This window comes from Cellulophaga lytica DSM 7489 (assembly GCF_000190595.1).
In the GTDB taxonomy this organism is placed as follows: Bacteria; Bacteroidota; Bacteroidia; order Flavobacteriales; family Flavobacteriaceae; genus Cellulophaga; species Cellulophaga lytica.
The window spans coordinates 1,144,535-1,162,500 of record NC_015167.1 but is presented as its reverse complement, the minus strand read 5'-3'; the positions used below and the strand labels follow the sequence as shown (position 1 = coordinate 1,162,500).

Annotated in this window: 16 protein-coding genes (1 of these 16 cut by a window edge); 12 read left to right on the top strand and 4 right to left on the bottom strand. The window is 33.9% G+C overall.

The genetic code is table 11. The features are described from left to right. From CELLY_RS05255 to CELLY_RS05240, 4 genes are all read left to right on the top strand, one after another. Positions 1–2,388 carry the 3' portion of a TonB-dependent receptor gene (locus tag CELLY_RS05255; RefSeq protein ID WP_013620624.1) on the top strand. It extends 417 nt beyond the left edge of the window, so the window shows 2,388 of its 2,805 coding nt (coding positions 418–2,805); the start codon falls outside the window, past its left edge; its stop codon occupies positions 2,386–2,388. A 9-nt stretch (positions 2,389–2,397) separates the two neighbouring features. Next, entirely contained in the window at positions 2,398–3,921 is a 1,524-nt protein-coding gene (locus tag CELLY_RS05250) for an SGNH/GDSL hydrolase family protein (protein ID WP_013620623.1), read from the top strand. A gap of 231 nt (positions 3,922–4,152) precedes the next feature. Then, on the top strand, positions 4,153–5,661 hold the full coding sequence (gene atpD, locus CELLY_RS05245; RefSeq protein WP_013620622.1) for a F0F1 ATP synthase subunit beta: 1,509 nt from the start codon (positions 4,153–4,155) through the stop codon (positions 5,659–5,661). 69 nt (positions 5,662–5,730) lie between these two features. Beyond that, positions 5,731–6,009 carry a F0F1 ATP synthase subunit delta/epsilon gene (locus CELLY_RS05240; protein ID WP_013620621.1) on the top strand — a complete coding sequence of 93 codons (279 nt, stop codon included), beginning with the start codon at positions 5,731–5,733 and terminating at the stop codon, positions 6,007–6,009. Between the two features lie 301 nt (positions 6,010–6,310). Here the strand turns inward: CELLY_RS05240 and CELLY_RS05235 are convergent, their stop codons facing one another. The 4 genes from CELLY_RS05235 to CELLY_RS05220 are packed head-to-tail and all read right to left on the bottom strand — an operon-like array spanning position 6,311 to position 9,667. Next, positions 6,311–6,745: a LexA family protein gene (locus tag CELLY_RS05235; protein ID WP_013620620.1), complete on the bottom strand. Its 435-nt coding sequence runs from the start codon at positions 6,743–6,745 to the stop codon at positions 6,311–6,313. Positions 6,746–6,747: 2 nt separating this feature from the next. Next, the gene (locus tag CELLY_RS05230) at positions 6,748–8,004 is read right to left on the bottom strand and encodes a Y-family DNA polymerase (protein WP_013620619.1); all 1,257 of its coding nucleotides are present in this window, start codon (positions 8,002–8,004) and stop codon (positions 6,748–6,750) included. Between the two features lie 60 nt (positions 8,005–8,064). Further along, positions 8,065–9,186, bottom strand: a complete 1,122-nt coding sequence (locus tag CELLY_RS05225) for a C1 family peptidase (protein WP_013620618.1) — start codon at positions 9,184–9,186, stop codon at positions 8,065–8,067. A 43-nt stretch (positions 9,187–9,229) separates the two neighbouring features. Then, complete coding sequence (locus CELLY_RS05220; RefSeq protein ID WP_013620617.1) at positions 9,230–9,667, bottom strand: ankyrin repeat domain-containing protein; 438 nt, start codon at positions 9,665–9,667, stop codon at positions 9,230–9,232. A gap of 193 nt (positions 9,668–9,860) precedes the next feature. Between CELLY_RS05220 and CELLY_RS05215 the strand changes: the two genes are divergently transcribed. From CELLY_RS05215 to bioB, 8 genes are all read left to right on the top strand, one after another. Next, positions 9,861–11,021 (top strand): aminotransferase class I/II-fold pyridoxal phosphate-dependent enzyme, encoded by a 1,161-nt coding sequence (locus tag CELLY_RS05215; protein WP_013620616.1) that lies wholly within the window; start codon positions 9,861–9,863, stop codon positions 11,019–11,021. Then, entirely contained in the window at positions 11,018–11,392 is a 375-nt protein-coding gene (locus CELLY_RS05210) for a putative signal transducing protein (protein WP_013620615.1), read from the top strand. The genes CELLY_RS05215 and CELLY_RS05210 overlap by 4 nt, the downstream gene beginning before the upstream one ends. A gap of 11 nt (positions 11,393–11,403) precedes the next feature. Next, positions 11,404–12,018, top strand: coding sequence for a dethiobiotin synthase (bioD, locus tag CELLY_RS05205; protein WP_013620614.1), 615 nt, complete (start codon positions 11,404–11,406; stop codon positions 12,016–12,018). 127 nt (positions 12,019–12,145) lie between these two features. Beyond that, the gene (bioA, locus tag CELLY_RS05200) at positions 12,146–13,411 is read left to right on the top strand and encodes an adenosylmethionine--8-amino-7-oxononanoate transaminase (RefSeq protein ID WP_013620613.1); all 1,266 of its coding nucleotides are present in this window, start codon (positions 12,146–12,148) and stop codon (positions 13,409–13,411) included. A gap of 2 nt (positions 13,412–13,413) precedes the next feature. After that, positions 13,414–14,568, top strand: a complete 1,155-nt coding sequence (locus CELLY_RS05195; RefSeq protein WP_013620612.1) for a beta-ketoacyl synthase N-terminal-like domain-containing protein — start codon at positions 13,414–13,416, stop codon at positions 14,566–14,568. Positions 14,569–14,629: 61 nt separating this feature from the next. Beyond that, positions 14,630–15,208, top strand: a complete 579-nt coding sequence (locus tag CELLY_RS05190) for a hypothetical protein (protein ID WP_013620611.1) — start codon at positions 14,630–14,632, stop codon at positions 15,206–15,208. Between the two features lie 4 nt (positions 15,209–15,212). Beyond that, positions 15,213–16,634, top strand: coding sequence for a flotillin family protein (locus CELLY_RS05185; protein WP_013620610.1), 1,422 nt, complete (start codon positions 15,213–15,215; stop codon positions 16,632–16,634). 134 nt (positions 16,635–16,768) lie between these two features. Next, positions 16,769–17,863, top strand: coding sequence for a biotin synthase BioB (gene bioB / locus CELLY_RS05180; RefSeq protein ID WP_013620609.1), 1,095 nt, complete (start codon positions 16,769–16,771; stop codon positions 17,861–17,863). Positions 17,864–17,966 lie beyond the last annotated feature (103 nt).

The window sequence follows — 17,966 nt, the reverse complement described above, 5'->3', positions numbered from 1 at the left end:
GGTTTGGAAAACTTAAAAGGAGTAGATATAAACACCAACAGTTTAACTTTTAAGTCTATTAACACTAGAGGTTTTGCCACATTTGCAAATACAAGGTTTATGCAAATGGTAGATCAAATGGATAATTCTGCGCCTGCATTAAATTTTCCTTTAGGAAATTTATTAGGTATGACAGAAACTGACGTTTTAAGTGTGGAGCTTTTGCCAGGTGCTGCTTCTGCTTTATATGGAGCAAATGCTTTTAATGGTATTTTATTTATGAGAAGTAAAAATCCTTTTGATTTTCAGGGTATTAGTGCTTACATAAAAAGAGGTATAACATCTCAAGAAGTATCAGGGGATAATACATATACAGATTTTGGTATAAGAGCTGCTTATAAGTTTAGTGATAAATTTGCAGGTAAAGTGAATTTTGGCTATTTAAATGGTACAGATTGGGGAGCTGATAATGAAACCGATAAATTATTTAGAGGGTTTACTAGAGATGACTTGGATTATGACGGTGTAAACGTTTATGGTGATGAAGTAAGTCAGAATATGTTTAGTGTTGCACAAATACTTACTAAAACAATTGACCCTGAAACAGGAGAAACAATTTTGCCAGCTGGTGCAGAAGCATTGGTGCCTAGTGTAAATGTGAGTAGAACTGGATATAATGAAAAATATTTAACAGATTATAATGCAGAAAGTATAAAAGCAGATTGGGGTTTGTATTACAGGCCTTGGGAGAATGACTTTGAAATTTCTTATGTTGGTAAAGTAGGTTCTGGATCTACAATTTACCAAGGAGCAAACAGATATGCAATTGATGATTTCTTTTTGCAACAACATAAATTAGAAATTAAGAATGATAATTTCTTCTTAAGAGGGTATTTGACAGAAGATAAAGCTGGTGATTCTTATGATATGGTTTTTACAGGAATTAATATTAATAGAGCCTGGAAATCAGATCAACAATGGTTTGGTGAGTATGTTGGTACATATGTGTTAAGTACACTTGGCGGAGCAACGTCAGACCAAGCACATGCAGCAGCAAGAGCTCAAGCAGAATCTGGAAGATATTTACCAGGTACACCAGAGTTTCAAGCAGCATATGAAAGAAGTATAAATGATCCGGATTTAAGTTCTGGTTCTAAGTTTCAAGATAATTCAAAAATTTATCACGCAGATGCAAACTATAATTTTTCTGAAATAATTGAATTTGCAGATATTCAAGTGGGTGGATCTACAAGAACATATGAATTAAATTCTTCTGGTACAATTTATACGGATAATGATGGGCCTATTAGGTATTCTGAATTTGGTGTATATACACAAATACAGAAAAAATTATTAGAAGACCGTTTAAAGTTAACAGGTTCTTTGCGTTATGATAAATCAGAATTGTTTGATGGTTTCTTCTCTCCTAGATTAGCAGCTGGCTATACATTAGGTGAAAATAAAAACCATAATTTAAGAGCCTCTTTTCAAACAGGATTTAGAAATCCAACTACGCAAGATTTATATATTGGTTTAGATGTAGGTAGAGCTATTTTAATTGGAGGAGCTAAAGATAACTTAGAAAGAGATGTTAGAACATACGGTGTTAGTCAAGAGGCGCAAGATAATCTTGGTCAGCCTGCAACTATAGAGAAATCAGGAGATGGTGCTTACAATAATTCTTATTTAGCAAGTTCATTACAGGCTTTTGGAGCTTCAGGAAACCCTGCAGATTTAAAAGTGGCAAACTCTAATTTGGCAAAACCAGAACAAGTAACTTCTTTTGAGTTAGGCTACAGAGGTAAAGTAAGTGATGTAGTTATAGATTTAAGTGGATATTATAATGTTTATAAAGACTTCCTATCTAATGAAACAGTAGTTTCTACGTATTACGGAGAGGCAGGAGATAATAGTTTGTCTGTTTTGGCATTGGCTAACGGAGATTATCAAGCATACCAAACATACACTAATTCTGAAGCAAATGTAAATTCTTATGGAGCTACATTAGGTATAGATACTAAAGTTTTAGGAGGATTTGATTTAGGAGCAAATTATACTTATTCTAAGTTAGATTTTGATCAAGAGGCAAACCCTGATTTTAGAACAAACTTTAACACTCCAGAACATAAGTTTAAAGCTAATTTTGGTAAAACTGATTTATTTGAAAATATTGGTTTTAATGTAGCTTACAGGTGGAGTGATTCTTATTTCTGGGAAGCATCATTTGGAGACGGGCAAGTACCTTCTTTTAGCGTGTTAGATGCTCAGGTTAACTTTACTGTTCCAAGTTTAAAATCTAATTTTAAAGTTGGTGCATCTAACTTATTAGGTGATGAGTATTTTACAGCTTTTGGTACAGGTTATGTAGGATCTCAATACTATGTTTCTTGGACAATTAATAATTTATAAGATTTAAATATGAAAACTAAATATATATGGCTAGTAGCCGCAATGGTAGCATTTTCTTCTTGTAGTGATGATGATGATTCGTCTACAATGACTGAGGAGCAATTACCTGAATTAACAGCAGGATCTGCAGATTTTTCAAACTATATTTCTTTAGGAGCCTCTTTTACTGCTGGTTATACAGATGGAGCACTTTTTAAGGCAACGCAGGAAATGTCTTTCCCAAATATACTTTCTCAAAAATTTGCAAGTGCAGGAGGAAGTACAACATTTAATCAGCCTTTAACTAATGATAATTTTGGTGGATTAGCTTTAAATGGAGATAGAATTGCAGATCCAAGATTGGTTTTTGGAGGTGCAGGACCAGTGCCACTTGAGGCAGCACTTGGGGCACCTGTTACAGTTACAACAGATGTACTATTAAATAATCCAACAGGACCTTTTCAGAATATGGGTGTTCCTGGAGCTAAAAGTTTTCACTTGTTAGCAAACGGTTATGGTAATATTTCTAATTTGTCTGCAGGAGCAGCTAATCCGTATTTTGTTAGAATGACAGGTAGTACGCCAGATGCAAGTATGTTAGAATTAGCAGTTGCACAAAGCCCTACTTTTTTTACGTTATCAGAAATAGGGGGTAATGATGTTTTAGGTTTTGCAGTTTCTGGTGGGTCTGGTGTAGACCGTACAGGAGATCCTAATGCGGCAAATTATGGTCCAAATGATATTACAGATCCAGGTCTTTTTCAAGTGGCATTAACTGGTATGGTAGATGCACTTACGGCTAATGGGGCAAAAGGGGCAGTTGCAAATGTGCCTTACATTACTAGTCTACCTCATTTTACAACTGTACCTTATAATCCGCTTCCAATGGATGAGGCAACGGCTACACAAGTAAATAATGGTTATGCTCAGTACAATGGTGGTTTGCAAACAATGGTTACAATAGGGCAAATAGACGAAGCAGAAGCAGAAGCACGTACAATAAAATTTGTAGCATCTTCAGCTAATGCAGTGGTTATAGAAGATGAAGATTTAACAGATTTGTCAGCATTTGGATTACCAAGTTACAGACACGCAACAGCAGATGATTTGTTAGTATTACCAGCATCATCTTTTATTGGAACACGAGTTAATGATGACCCAACAATGGTAAACGGTGTATCTGTTCCATTAGAAGATAAATGGGTTTTAGTAGCTAGTGAGTTAGCATCAATTAATGCAGCAACAGATGCGTACAATGCTGCTATAGCTTCAGTTGTGTCTGCAAAAGGCTTGGCATTAGTAGATTTAAATTCGGTTCTTTCTCAGGCTTCAGAAACAGGAATTACTTTTGATGATTATACAATGAATACTGATTTAGTTTTTGGAGGTTTAGTTAGTTTAGATGGTATACATTTAACATCTAGAGGCTATGCATTAATGGCTAATAAATTTTTAGAAGCTATTGATGCTACATACGAATCTAATTTTGTAGCGTCTAAAACATTAGCAAAAGCAGCTAATTACCCAACAACGTTTTCTCCTGCATTGCAGTAAAGCGTAAAATTTTATACATTTTAAAAAGCGCCTTATTTTATAAGGCGCTTTTTTGATAAAACCTCTATAAGAATTAAAAGGTTTTAGATAAGTTAAAAAAACAATAAAAAGTAGTTTTTATTTAAATTTGAAAAACTTATCTTTGCACCCTGAAAAACACAGGGTCTGTATTACAGGGTTTTATGTTTTTTAAAAACAAAAAAAATTATATATAAATAAATACTGATAGCAATGTCTAAAGTTACAGGTAAAGTTTCCCAAATTATTGGCCCAGTTATAGATGTGGAGTTCCAAGCAGGGGTAGATCTTCCAAAAATTTATGATTCATTAGAAATTAAAAAAGCAGATGGATCAATTTTGGTTTTGGAAGTACAATCACACATTGGTGAGAACACAGTAAGAACTATATCTATGGATTCTTCTGATGGTTTAAGTCGTGGAGCAGAGGTTAATGCAACAGGAAGCGCTATACAAATGCCAGTTGGAGATGACGTTTACGGACGTTTATTTAACGTAATTGGAGACGCTATTGATGGTCTTGGGAATTTACCAAAATCTGGTAAAGATGGTTTGCCAATACACAGAGAGGCACCAAAATTTGAAGACTTATCTACTTCTACAGAAGTATTATTTACAGGTATTAAAGTAATTGACCTTATTGAGCCTTATGCAAAAGGTGGTAAGATTGGTTTATTTGGAGGTGCCGGAGTAGGTAAAACAGTATTAATTCAGGAATTAATTAACAACATTGCAAAAGGTCACGGTGGACTTTCTGTATTTGCTGGTGTAGGTGAGCGTACTCGTGAGGGTAACGATTTACTACGTGAGATGTTAGAGTCTGGTATTATTAAATACGGAGATGACTTTATGCACTCTATGGAAGAAGGTGGTTGGGATTTATCTAAAGTTGATAAATCTGTAATGAAAGATTCTAAAGCAACCTTTGTATTTGGACAAATGAATGAGCCACCAGGAGCACGTGCACGTGTTGCATTATCTGGTTTAACTATTGCAGAATATTTCCGTGATGGAGCAGGTGAAGGTCAAGGTAAAGATGTACTTTTCTTTGTGGATAACATTTTCCGTTTTACACAAGCTGGTTCTGAGGTATCTGCATTACTTGGTCGTATGCCATCTGCGGTAGGTTACCAACCAACATTAGCAACAGAAATGGGTGCTATGCAAGAGCGTATTACATCAACAAAAAGAGGTTCTATTACATCTGTACAGGCGGTTTACGTACCTGCGGATGATTTAACGGATCCAGCACCGGCAACTACCTTTGCTCACTTAGATGCAACAACGGTATTGTCTCGTAAAATTGCAGAGTTAGGTATTTACCCAGCGGTAGATCCATTAGATTCTACTTCTAGAATCTTAGCTCCAGAAATTTTAGGAAAAGATCACTACTCTTGTGCACAACGTGTAAAAGAGTTGTTACAACGTTATAAAGAATTACAAGATATTATTGCTATCCTTGGTATGGAAGAATTATCTGAGGAAGATAAAATGGCAGTTGGTAGAGCAAGACGTGTACAACGTTTCTTATCTCAGCCTTTCCACGTAGCAGAGCAATTTACAGGTCTTAAAGGTGTTTTAGTAGATATCAAGGATACTATTAAAGGATTTAATATGATTATGGATGGTGAATTAGATCACTTACCAGAATCTGCATTTAACCTTAAAGGTACTATTGAAGAAGCTATAGAAGCAGGAGAAAAAATGCTTGCTGAAGCATAAATAATACATAATATTACGTGTTAGTTAATTGCTTGCACGTAATATTAACTACTTAATACTTTTATAATTATGTATTTAGAAATTGTATCACCAGAAGCTACATTATTTGCAGGAGAAGTTGTTTCTGTAACTGTACCTGGTATAAATGGAGATTTTCAAATGTTATCTAATCACGCACCAATTGTATCATTATTACAGCAAGGTACGGTTAAGATTCAAGGAAATGTATCTATAGATGAAGCTTTTGAGGGTAAATTCTCTAAAGGTTCTAACGGAGAAACTGTTTTGCCAATAAATAGTGGTACTATAGAAATGAAAGATAATAAAGTTATTGTACTAGCGGATTAAGTATAAGTAACTCTACTAAATAAATATAAACGTGAAGCTAAATGCTTCACGTTTTTTTTATGCCTTACTTTTAAATTGTGATTTTTTATACGTTTAAAATCTTATTTGTAAGAAAATATGTTAAATTTTATATATTTAAATGAATTTTCTTACATTTACAAAAACCATATATAGGCTTTTGCTCGTATATCAATAAAAATAAAAGTAGCGTATAACGGCGTAATAATATTTATTTTATTATTGGAGTTAGTATCTGTAATAAAAGTAAAGCGTAAAGTAACCACTTTGCGCTTTTTTATTTTTATACTTTTTTAATTACATTGGTAACAATACCCCAAATTATGAAGTTGTTTTCTTCAGTAATTTGTATAGGTTTATAATTGGGATTTTCTGGTTGTAACCAAACTAAATTATTTTCAACTTTTAATCTTTTTACAGTAAACTCACCATCTAAATAGCAAACAGCAATTTTGTTATGTGCTGGTTCTAAACTTCTATCTATAACTAATAGGTCGTTATCTTCTAGTCCAGCGCCAATCATAGATTCTCCGCTTACTCTTGCAAAAAAAGTAGCTTCAGGATTTTTAATTAGTTCTTTGTCTAGGCTTATTCTGTTTTCTTTAAAATCATCAGCCGGAGACGGAAAGCCCGCAGAAATACCAGTATCCACAAAAATACTAGTGCTTTTTGAGGAAGCATCAACAGAGAAAAAAGTAAGATGTGTTTTATTTATCACGCTTATTTTACTTTTATAATGTCATTAAAACTTGTAGTGTATTTAGGAGATAAGTGTTTTTGCTTCATTTTCCAAGTACGTTCCAAATCTTGATTGGCTATTTTTAGTTTTTGATCGCCATATTTAAAATTTAATTTATCTATAGCTTTCATTAGAGGTTTGTGTTTTGGATTTTCTGAGGTAAACAAATGCAATTGGTGATTGTTTGTAGGGACTAGGCCGGTTACAATAACACCAGCACGCTTGTACTTAACGCCAGGTTTGTATATACGTTCTACAGCTTTTATAGCGGCATTACTAATTGCTAAACTAGAATCTGTTGGGTAAGACATGCTAACATTAAACGTGCCTCTATGTTGCTCTGTATCTTTTTTGTGTTTGTCGCTACCTAATAAAACAACAATCATATGACAGCTAGAATTTTGTTTGCGTAATTTTTCTGCACAACTGGTGGCAAAAGTAGATATGCGCTCTTTTATATTCTCTAAATCAGAGAAAGTATGTTCAAAACTTCTTGTAGTGGCAATAGATTTTTTATTTTCTTTAATTTCTAAATCTAAGGTAGGTATACCTTCTAAATCTTTTTTTAATTTCCACTCTGTTATAGAAAAGTTTTTACGCACCCAATTATCGGGTAAATTAACAAAGTCTAAAGCTGTTTTGCAGTTTTTAATGGCTAAGCGTTTATGTAGTCTTCTTCCAATGCCCCAAACATCTTCAAGCTTTATCCATTTTAAAGCTTTAAGTCGTTTTTCTTCTGTATCAATAACATAAGTACCATTTGTTTGTTTTGGAAACTTACGGGCAATTTTGTTTGCTACTTTGCTAAGCGCTTTTGTTGGGGCAATACCAACACAAGTAGGTATGCCAGTCCATTTTAAAACACGGTCTCTTATTTCTGTTCCATAGGTAGTAAAATTATAATTATCAAAGCCTTTAAACTGAATAAAAGCTTCATCAATACTATATACTTCTACATCTGGAGAAAATTGTTGTAAAATAGTCATAACACGACTACTCATATCTCCGTATAATGAATAATTTGATGAAAAAACCTGAACTTTATTAGCTGTAAAAAAACTTTTATACTTAAATGCAGGTGCTCCCATTGGCAGGCCTAGTAATTTGGCTTCATCGCTTCTAGAGATTACACAGCCATCATTATTGCTTAAAATTGCAATAGGTTTACCTTGTAAGCTTGGGTTAAAAACCCGCTCACAGGAGGCATAAAAATTGTTACAATCTACTAGTGCATACATTGCTACAAAGGTACAAGATTTGCACTTTATATTTATGCGTGCACTAGTAGTATGTGTTAATTATAGATTTATTTTTTTAGATACATTATTTGGTAATGCATCTTTATGCACCATAACGCTTATTGCTTTTAGTCGCATATAAGCTTCACTAAAATACACATAACCATTATGTGTTGTTCTGTTAGGGTCTGTACCCCAACTGTTTTTTACTTTATAGTATTTTGTTCCGTTTTGATCTTTTACTGTACCTGTTATGTGCATTAAATGATCATCTGTAGTTGTAAAGTTTTCAAACTCGTTTTGTCTGTAAGTTTGTGTAATTTTTAGCTCTGGGTAAATGCCTTCTAAAGCTTTTTTGTTGTTTTCGTAATCTGCAGGCACTACAGCAACTCCGTGTTTAGATGAAAAAGTACGTTCGCTAACATCGCAATCTAACTCAACTGTAAAACCGTTTTCTAGAGCATTGTCAATAGTGTGTATCATTTCGTCTAAAGTAACGTTGTACATACTACCGTTACTCCAGTTGTCTGGTATATTTAATATAAACGAACTGTAAAATGGTGCGTGTGTAAATGATGTAATTGTAACATAATCTTCTGGTACAATTTTAGTCATTTTTAAAAATGAAGCAGGTGTGTATTCCTTTCCTTGGTATGTAAAAGATGTTTTATTTGCTCCTAAATACACATCTAAAACGGCATTTACAGCTTTAGACCAGTTTTTGCTTAGTTCACCAGCAGGGTTTTCTGCATATGTTTTTACCATAGCTTCTAGCACTGCAACCAATTCTGCGTGGTTGTGAAAAGTGCTATTTTCTAAAAGTCCGTTATAAGCTTCTTGCGGTACAAGACCATAATTTTTCACAGAATTAATCACGTCATGTGCTAATCCGCCTTCGCTAAACTGAGCTTTGCCTTGTCTCATTACAAAGTTTTCTGCCTTTTTAGGGTATGTATTGCGTACAGTATACATCTCAGACAAATCTATTTTGTTGCCTGTAAGTCGTATAATTTCCGATTCTAAAAATGAAGAAGTAGAAAAACTCCAACAAGTTCCAGTAGCACCTTGGCTAATAACAGGTGTTGTTTCTAAATCTATAACATCTGTAAATTTATATGCTTCTTGTGCGTTTATAGCACCTATGGCAAGCATAAAGCCAAGGCTTAAAAGTAATTTTCGCATAGTGTTCTTAATTCATTAGTGCTTTGTGGTTAGCGTATTTTTTTTATTGATTAAAAGATTTTATGTATTCTATAATCTCTTTACTCTCGTATTTTTTAGCAAAATCTAAAGCAGATTGCTTGTCACTGTTTCTAACTCTAATTTGTACACCTGCTTTAACAAGGTCTTTTGCCATTGCTAACCTGTTGTATTTAGCAGTATACATAAAAGGAGTTTTGTTGTTGCAGGTTTTTTCTACGTTAGCATTTTGTGCTATTAGTTCTGCAAAACAAGATTTAGCGTTAAGTTTTATAGAAAGTGTTAGTAACGTGTATTCAGATTCTTCTAGCTTAAAGCAACTATTAATATTTTTTGATGTTATTTGCTTTTTAAGCTCAGTAACATTGTCAGTCTCTAAAACACTTTTAATGTCGTTGTTTATTTCTTGAGCACTTGCATAAGTAGAAACAACAAGTAGGATTGTAAAAAATAGGGTTTTCATTATTTTGGGTTTATTTAATTTAACTAAGTGTTTATATAAAACGTTAGTGGGTTAAATTTATTCTTTTTCTTTTACATATTCTAAAATATCTGATGGTTGGTTATTTTTTTAATTTGTTATTAGCGTAACAAATACTAATTTCTATTGCTTCTTTTAATAACAATTAAAATCCATCTATTTGTATCTTTGCCAAATGCTACCACAAAAACTTCAGAAAAAACTAGAAGAGCGGCAACAGAATATGTCATTGCGTGTATTACCTATGTATAAGCAGTTGGTAGATTTTTCTTCTAACGACTATTTAGGGTTTTCTGGCAATGCATCAATTTTTAGCGCTACGCACAAATACTTGGTAGATAGTAGTTTTTTGCAAAACGGGGCAACTGGCTCTAGGTTGCTATCGGGTAATCATAATTTATACGATGAGCTAGAGTCTAAATTGGCTTTATTTCACCAATCTAAAGCAGCAATAGTTTACAATTCTGGTTATGATGCTAATATTGGTTTTTTTAGTTGTGTACCGCAGCGTGGAGATTTAGTTTTTTATGACGAGTATATACACGCAAGTATAAGAGACGGTATTGCAATGAGTAATGCCAAGGCATATAAATTTAAGCATAACAATATTGCAGATTTAGAAAATTTAGTAGAAAGGCATACTGCTGCTGTTAAAGATAATAATAGTGCTGTTTACGTAGTTACAGAATCTGTTTTTTCTATGGATGGCGATTCTCCACACTTAAAGGAAATAGCATTATTCTGTAAAAAACACAAGCTTTTTTTTGTGGTAGATGAGGCACACGCTGTTGGTGTTTTTGGCAGTAAAGGAGAGGGCTTGGTGCAACAGCTACAATTAACAGACTTGGTTTTTGCGCACATCATAACTTTTGGTAAAGCTTTAGGTTGCCACGGCGCAGCTATATTAGGTAGTGAAGAGTTAAAGAGTTATTTGGTTAACTTTTCGCGTAGCTTTATATATACAACAGCTTTAGCACCGCATAGTTTAGCTACAATTTTACAGTCGTACTATTTTTTAGAAAGTAAAGAAGGTAAAGTTCAACAGCAACTTTTGCAAAATGCAGTTAAGGTTTTTAAAAGTAGAGTTGAAAGTAGTAAACTAAAGCAGCATTTTATTACTAGTAACTCGGCAATACAATGTTGTTTAATTTCAGGAAATAATAGGGTAAAAAGTATAGCTAAAAAACTTGAAGAGAACGGATTTAATGTAAAGGCAATACTATCTCCAACAGTGCCGCAAGGTCAAGAACGATTGCGTTTTTGTTTGCACGCTTACAATACACCAAAAGAAATAGAAAAAGTAATAACCGTTTTGCATAATTATATAAAAGAATGAGTCAGAAATTTTACAAATTAGCTGCATTTGAGTATTTGGCAGATACAGTTATCATAAAAGGTAAGCTAGAATCAGAGGGTATACAAGTTTTTTTAAAGGATGAAAACACGGTAAACTCAGACCCATTAATTAGCAATGCAATTGGCGGAATTAAACTTTTGGTTTTAGAAGAAGATAAAAATAAAGCATTAGAAATTTATAATGAAATTAGAAGCTATGCTGTAGATGATAACGGAAAACCTTTAGCGTGCCCAAACTGTAAAGCAGAAAAGCTAGAAGGCTATTATTCTAGAAAGGGAATTTTTTACAAATTGTTTCCTTTTTTTGAAAAAAGAAAATTCCGTTGTTTTAACTGCAATATAGTTTCATAAACTACAATACAATGAAAACAAAACAAATATTTGTAACTGGTATATCTACAGAAGTTGGTAAAACAGTGGCTTCTGCAATATTAACAGAGGCGTTAGAGGCAGATTACTGGAAGCCAATACAGGCGGGAGATTTAGATACGTCTGACAGTCACAAAATAGCAGATTTTATTTCTAACTCTAAAACGGTAATACATAAAAATAGTTACGCTTTACAAACACCTATGAGTCCGCATGCAGCGGCAGAAATAGACGGTGTAGTAATAGAGGTAGATAAAATAGTGGCGCCTAAAACAACTAACCACTTGGTTATAGAGGGTGCTGGTGGGTTGTTGGTTCCTTTAAATGATAATGATACCATTTTAGATATTATAGACCCTAGTCACCAAGTTGTAGTGGTGTCTAGACACTATTTAGGCAGTATAAATCATACTTTATTAACGGTAAATTATTTAGAAGAACGTGGTTTTAAAGTTTCTATAATTTTTAGTGGAGAAGAACATAAAACAACAGAAAGTATTATACTATCTAAAACAAATGCAAAACTTATAGGCCGTATAGAAGAAGAGCCATATTTTGATAAAAATGTAATAAAAGAATATGCAGATTTGTTTAGAGATAACCTGTAAAATATAGGTTGGTTTGTATATTTGTCAAAAATTAAAATCTATGCATGTTAACTAAAGCACATGGTATAGATATCTACTAATAAAATAAATGCATAAGTCCTAACACTATTAGGATGGCATACAGCTTATGAACCTTACAGAAAGAGATAAAAAACACTTGTGGCACCCGTTAACGCAACATAAATTACACGATACAATGTTGCCTATTGTAAAAGCAAAAGGGGCAGTGTTAACAGATGATAAAGGAAATGATTATATAGATGGAATATCTTCATGGTATACTTCTGTGTACGGGCATTGTAATGACTATATTTTAGAAAAAGTTGGTGCTCAAATGCAGCAGTTAGACCAGGTTGTGTTTAGTGGTTTTACGCATAAGCCAGCTATAGAGCTGTCTGAAGAATTGATAAAAATACTGCCTAATAATCAGGAAAAATTGTTTTTCTCAGACAACGGTTCTACTTCTACAGAAATAGGAATTAAAATGGCATTGCAGTATCATTTTAATAATGGAGAAAAGCGTAATGTTATGTTGGCTTTTGAAGACGGATTTCACGGAGATACTTTTGGTGCAATGTCTGTGTCTAGTTTATCTGTTTATAATGGTCCTTTTGAAGATTTTTTTATTGATGTAGAACGTATTCCTGTACCTACAGAAGATAATATAGAAGCTATTTTATCTCAGATTGAAGAGTTGGTTAATACTAAAGCTATTGCGGGTTTTGTTTATGAGCCTTTAGTGCAAGGAGCTGCAGCAATGAAAATGCATAATGCAGAAGGTTTAAATAAAATTCTACAGACCTTAAAAAAGCACAATGTACTTTTGGTTGCAGATGAAGTAATGACTAGTTTTGGTAAAACAGGTAAGTATTTTGCGTCAGATTATATAGATGTTAAACCAGATGTTATATGTATGTCAAAGGCGTTAACAGCAGGTTTACTACCAATGGCAGTTACTAGCTGTACGCAGCAAGTTTATGATGCTTTTTATGATGACGATATTTCTAAAGGATTATTTCATGGACATACATATACTGCAAATCCTTTGGCTTGTGCAGCTGCGTTAGCAGGTTTAGAGTTGCTTCAATCTACAGAAATGCAAGATAATATTGCCAGAATTACAGCCTCTCACAAGCAATTTAATGAGGAGGTTAAAAACCACCCTAAAGTTGGTGCTACAAGGCAATTGGGAGTTATTTATGCATTAGATCTTAATATAAAAATGGAGCGCTATGGTAATTTAAGAGATAAATTATTTAAGCATTTTATGGATTCTGGAGTGTTTTTACGTCCGTTAGGAAATACCATTTATATTTTGGCGCCTTTTGTAACTACAGATGAGCAACTTCAAAAAATATACAACTCAATTAAAGAAGCACTAGAAATAGTTTAAGTATGAGTATTTACATTACGGCACTAGCATCTATTTCTCCTTTAGGAACTTCCTTAAATGAGGTTTGGGAGAGTTATAAAAACGATGCGCATTTACTGCAAGAAAAAAATATAGGAAATCAAAAAAGTTGGGTTGCAGCTTTAAGTGATGAAGCTAAACAAGAAATTGAAACTTTAAAAAATTCGGACTTAAAATATAAAAGTTTGGATGATACTGTTTTGTTTGCTATGTACGCGTCACGTAAAGCGTTGGAGCAAGCTGGCTGGACATCTAAAGATAATTTTGGTGTAAATTTTGGTTCGTCTCGTGGTGCAACAGCTCTGTTTGAAAAATATCATAGAGAGTTTTTAGAAAAAGATAAAGCATCAACTTTATCATCACCAACAACTACATTGGGTAATATCTCTTCTTGGGTAGCCCATGATTTACAAACGCAAGGCCCAGAAATATCGCACTCTATTACTTGTTCTACGGCATTACATTCTTTGTTAAATGGTGTTGCTTGGGTAAAAAGCGGAATGGCAAATAAATTTTTAGTAGGTGGTAGTGAGGCTCCTTTAACACCCTTTACCATTGCGCAAATGAAAGCTTTAAAAATTTACGCAAGAGGCGCAGATACGTATCCGTGTAAAGCTTTTGATCTGGCAAAAGATCAAAACACTATGGCTTTGGGAGAAGGTGCCGCGGTAATTGGTATAGAAAACGGAAATAAAGAAAATGCCCTGGCAGAAATTATAGGTGTTGGTTACGCTACAGAAGTTTTAAAACATAATATTTCTATTTCTTCTGACGCAGTATGTTTTCAACGTTCTATGAAAATGGCTTTGGAAGGAATAGACCCAGATGACGTAGATGTTATTGTAATGCATGCACCAGGTACAATTAAAGGAGATTTATCAGAAATTGAAGCAATAAAGAAAATTTTTTGTAACAAAATACCAGCATTAACTACAAATAAGTGGAAGATAGGTCATTCTTTTGGCGCTTCAGGGATGTTAAGTATAGAGCTAGCAATAGCAATGCTACAAAAACAAGAATTTATAAAAGTTCCTTTTGTAGATTATACAGAAATTCCAAAGAGTATAAAAAAGGTGTTAATAAACGCTGTTGGCTTTGGTGGTAATGCTGTAAGTATTTTATTGCAAAAAACTTTTTAAAACTAGCCTTTAGCTAAGTTGCATTTTACTATCTTTCACAAACCAAACTAAATTTATATTTATGGGAGAATGGTATGCAAGCTTAGAGTTGTTTCCAAAAGTGTACTGGAGTATTGCCTTAATTGGCTCTGTGGTAATGATTGTTTTTTTGTTGCTAACCTTAATTGGTGGTGATGTAGATGGTGTAGACGGTGATGTAGATGCAGAAGTAGAAGGTGATTCTGGAATTGGATTTCAATTTTTATCTATTAAAAACTTATCAGGATTTTTTGCCATTTTTGGATGGACAGGCATTGCTTGTATAGAAGCAGGCTTTTCTAATGTACTAACTATACTAATTTCTGTTATTTGTGGTTTGTTAATGATGCTGTCTATGGCTGCATTATTTTATTACCTAAGTAAATTGCAAAGTAGCGGAACACTACGCTTAAAAAATGCTTTAGGTCAAGTTGGTGAAGTGTACCTAACTATAGGGGCAAACAGAAGCTTTATGGGTAAAGTAAGTATAACAGTGCAAGGATCTTTGCGCGAGCTAGAAGCACTTACAGATGAAACTGTGAATCTTACACAGGGTAATGTTGTTAAAGTAGAAGGCATTACAGATAACGGAATTTTAATTGTTAAATTATTAAATAAATAACCATATGATTTTAGTACCCCTACAGTTGGGCGGTAATGCCAGTTTAATTGGTATTGCAGTAGCCATTTTATTCTTTTTTATAATTATAATCTCGTTTATACGTAGATACAAACGATGTCCTTCAGACAGGATTTTAGTTGTATACGGTAAAGTCGGCGGCGGAAATTCAGCCAAATGTATACACGGTGGAGCGGCTTTTATTTGGCCAGTTGTACAAGATTATGAATTTTTAGATTTAACACCTATTTCTATAGAGGTTAATCTAGTAAATGCATTAAGTAAGCAAAATATACGTGTAAATGTACCATCTAGATTTACAATTGGTATATCTACAGAGCCTGGAGTTATGCAAAATGCAGCCGAGCGTTTATTAGGGTTAGGTCAAAGTCAAATTCAAGATTTAGCTCAGGAAATTATTTTTGGTCAATTACGTTTAGTAGTTGCTTCTATGGATATAGAAGAAATTAATAATGATAGAGATAAGTTTTTAACTAACATATCTCAGAGTGTAGAAACAGAGTTAAAGAAAGTAGGTCTAAAGCTTATTAACGTAAATATTACAGATATTGTTGATGAGTCTGGATATATTGAAGCTTTAGGTAAAGAGGCAGCTGCACACGCAATTAACGCAGCACGTAAATCTGTTGCAGAAAAAACAAGAGATGGTTCTATTGGCGAGGCTAATGCTTTACAAGATGAGCGTACGCAGGTGGCAGCAGCAAATGCACAAGCTGTAGAAGGTGAAAACATTGCAAAAATTAATGTTGCAAATTCAGATTCTTTACGTCGTCAAAGAGAAGCGGAAGCAGAACGTACTGCAATTGCATCAGAAAAAGTACAATCTGCAAAAGCATTAGAGGAATCTTACGCAGCAGAAAAAGATGCTGAACTTGCAAGAGCAGAACGTGTACGTAGCTCGCAAATGGCAGATATAGTTGTACCTGCAGAAATAGATAAGAAAAAAGTAGAGATAGATGCAGAAGCAGATGCAGAGCGTACAAGACGTTTAGCAAAAGGTGAAGCAGATGCAATCTTATTTAAAGCACAAGCAGAAGCACAAGGTATTTTAGAGGTTTTAACTAAGCAAGCACAAGGTTTAGATGAAATTGTAAAAGCAGCTGGCGATAACCCTAAAGATGCTGTACTTTTATTAGTGGCAGATAAATTACCAGAATTGGTTAAAACACAGGCCGAAGCTATTAAAAATATTAAAATTGATAAGGTTACCGTTTGGGATTCTGGAGCAAAAACAGCAGATGGTAAAGGTTCTACTGCTAACTTTATTTCTGGTATGTACAAATCTGTACCACCACTACAAGAAATGTTTAATATGGCTGGTATGCAGTTACCAGAATATTTAAAAGGTAAGGATGTAGAGACTGTTGATGTTAAGGAAGAATCTTCTGATAAGGACGACAGTAAATAGTTAAATTTTTAAATAAATTGAATAAAAATGAACCATTAGAGTATATCTTTTGGTTCATTTTTTTATTTAAAAAACCTTTATTGGGATTTAATTGGTAAATAGGCTATTTTTGACAACTGATTTAAAATAATCGTATGAGCGAAGTAAGACACAACTGGAGCAAGCAAGAAATTTTAGATATATATAATAAACCGTTAATGGATTTGCTTTACGAAGCAGCTACAATTCATAGACAAGAACATGATCCTAACACTGTACAAGTATCTACTTTGTTATCTATAAAAACAGGTGGTTGTCCTGAAGATTGTGGATATTGCCCACAAGCGGCTAGGTATCATACAGATGTTGAAGGCAATGATTTAATGTCGGTACAACAAGTAAAAGCACAAGCTTTACGTGCAAAATCTTCTGGAAGTTCTAGAGTTTGTATGGGGGCAGCTTGGCGTAATGTTAAAGACGGACCAGAATTTGACCAAGTACTAGAAATGGTGCGTACTATAAACAAACTAGATATGGAGGTTTGTTGTACACTTGGTATGATTACAGAAAACCAAGCACAAAGACTAGCAGAAGCTGGTTTGTATGCATATAACCATAACTTAGATACCTCAGAAGATTACTATAAAGATGTAATTTCTACTCGTGCTTTTGAAGATAGATTAGATACTATTGAAAATGTACGTAAAACTAACGTTACTGTGTGTAGTGGAGGTATTATAGGTATGGGCGAGGCTTTAGAAGACAGAGCAGGTATGCTAGTTGCACTATCTACTTTAAGTCCACAACCAGAATCAGTGCCAATTAATGCGTTAGTAGCAGTGGAAGGTACGCCAATGGAGGATATAGAGCCAGTATCAATTTGGGATATGGTACGTATGGTAGCAACTACGCGTATTGTTATGCCAAATACTCAAGTAAGGTTATCTGCAGGTCGTACACAAATGAGTAGAGAAGGACAAGCAATGTGTTTCTTTGCTGGAGCAAATTCAATTTTTGCTGGAGATAAATTATTAACTACTCCTAATCCAGATGTAAATGAGGATATGGAAATGTTTAAAATGTTAGGCTTAAATCCACAAAAACCATTTACTAAAGTTTCTCAACCAAAAACAGTAGAGGCTCAGGATTCTGAGTATCAAAATTTAGGTGAAAAGCCAAAATGGACTAGACCAGGTCACAAGATAGAACGTAATGAAGCTGCTAAAGAAAAAGCAAAGCTTTCTAAGTAATAAGTTGCAATAAGTAACTCTTTTATACAGCCGCTATTTAATTTGTAATTAGATAGCGGTTTATTAATTAATATAGCTTTTTAAGTAATTTTAAGAGTTATTT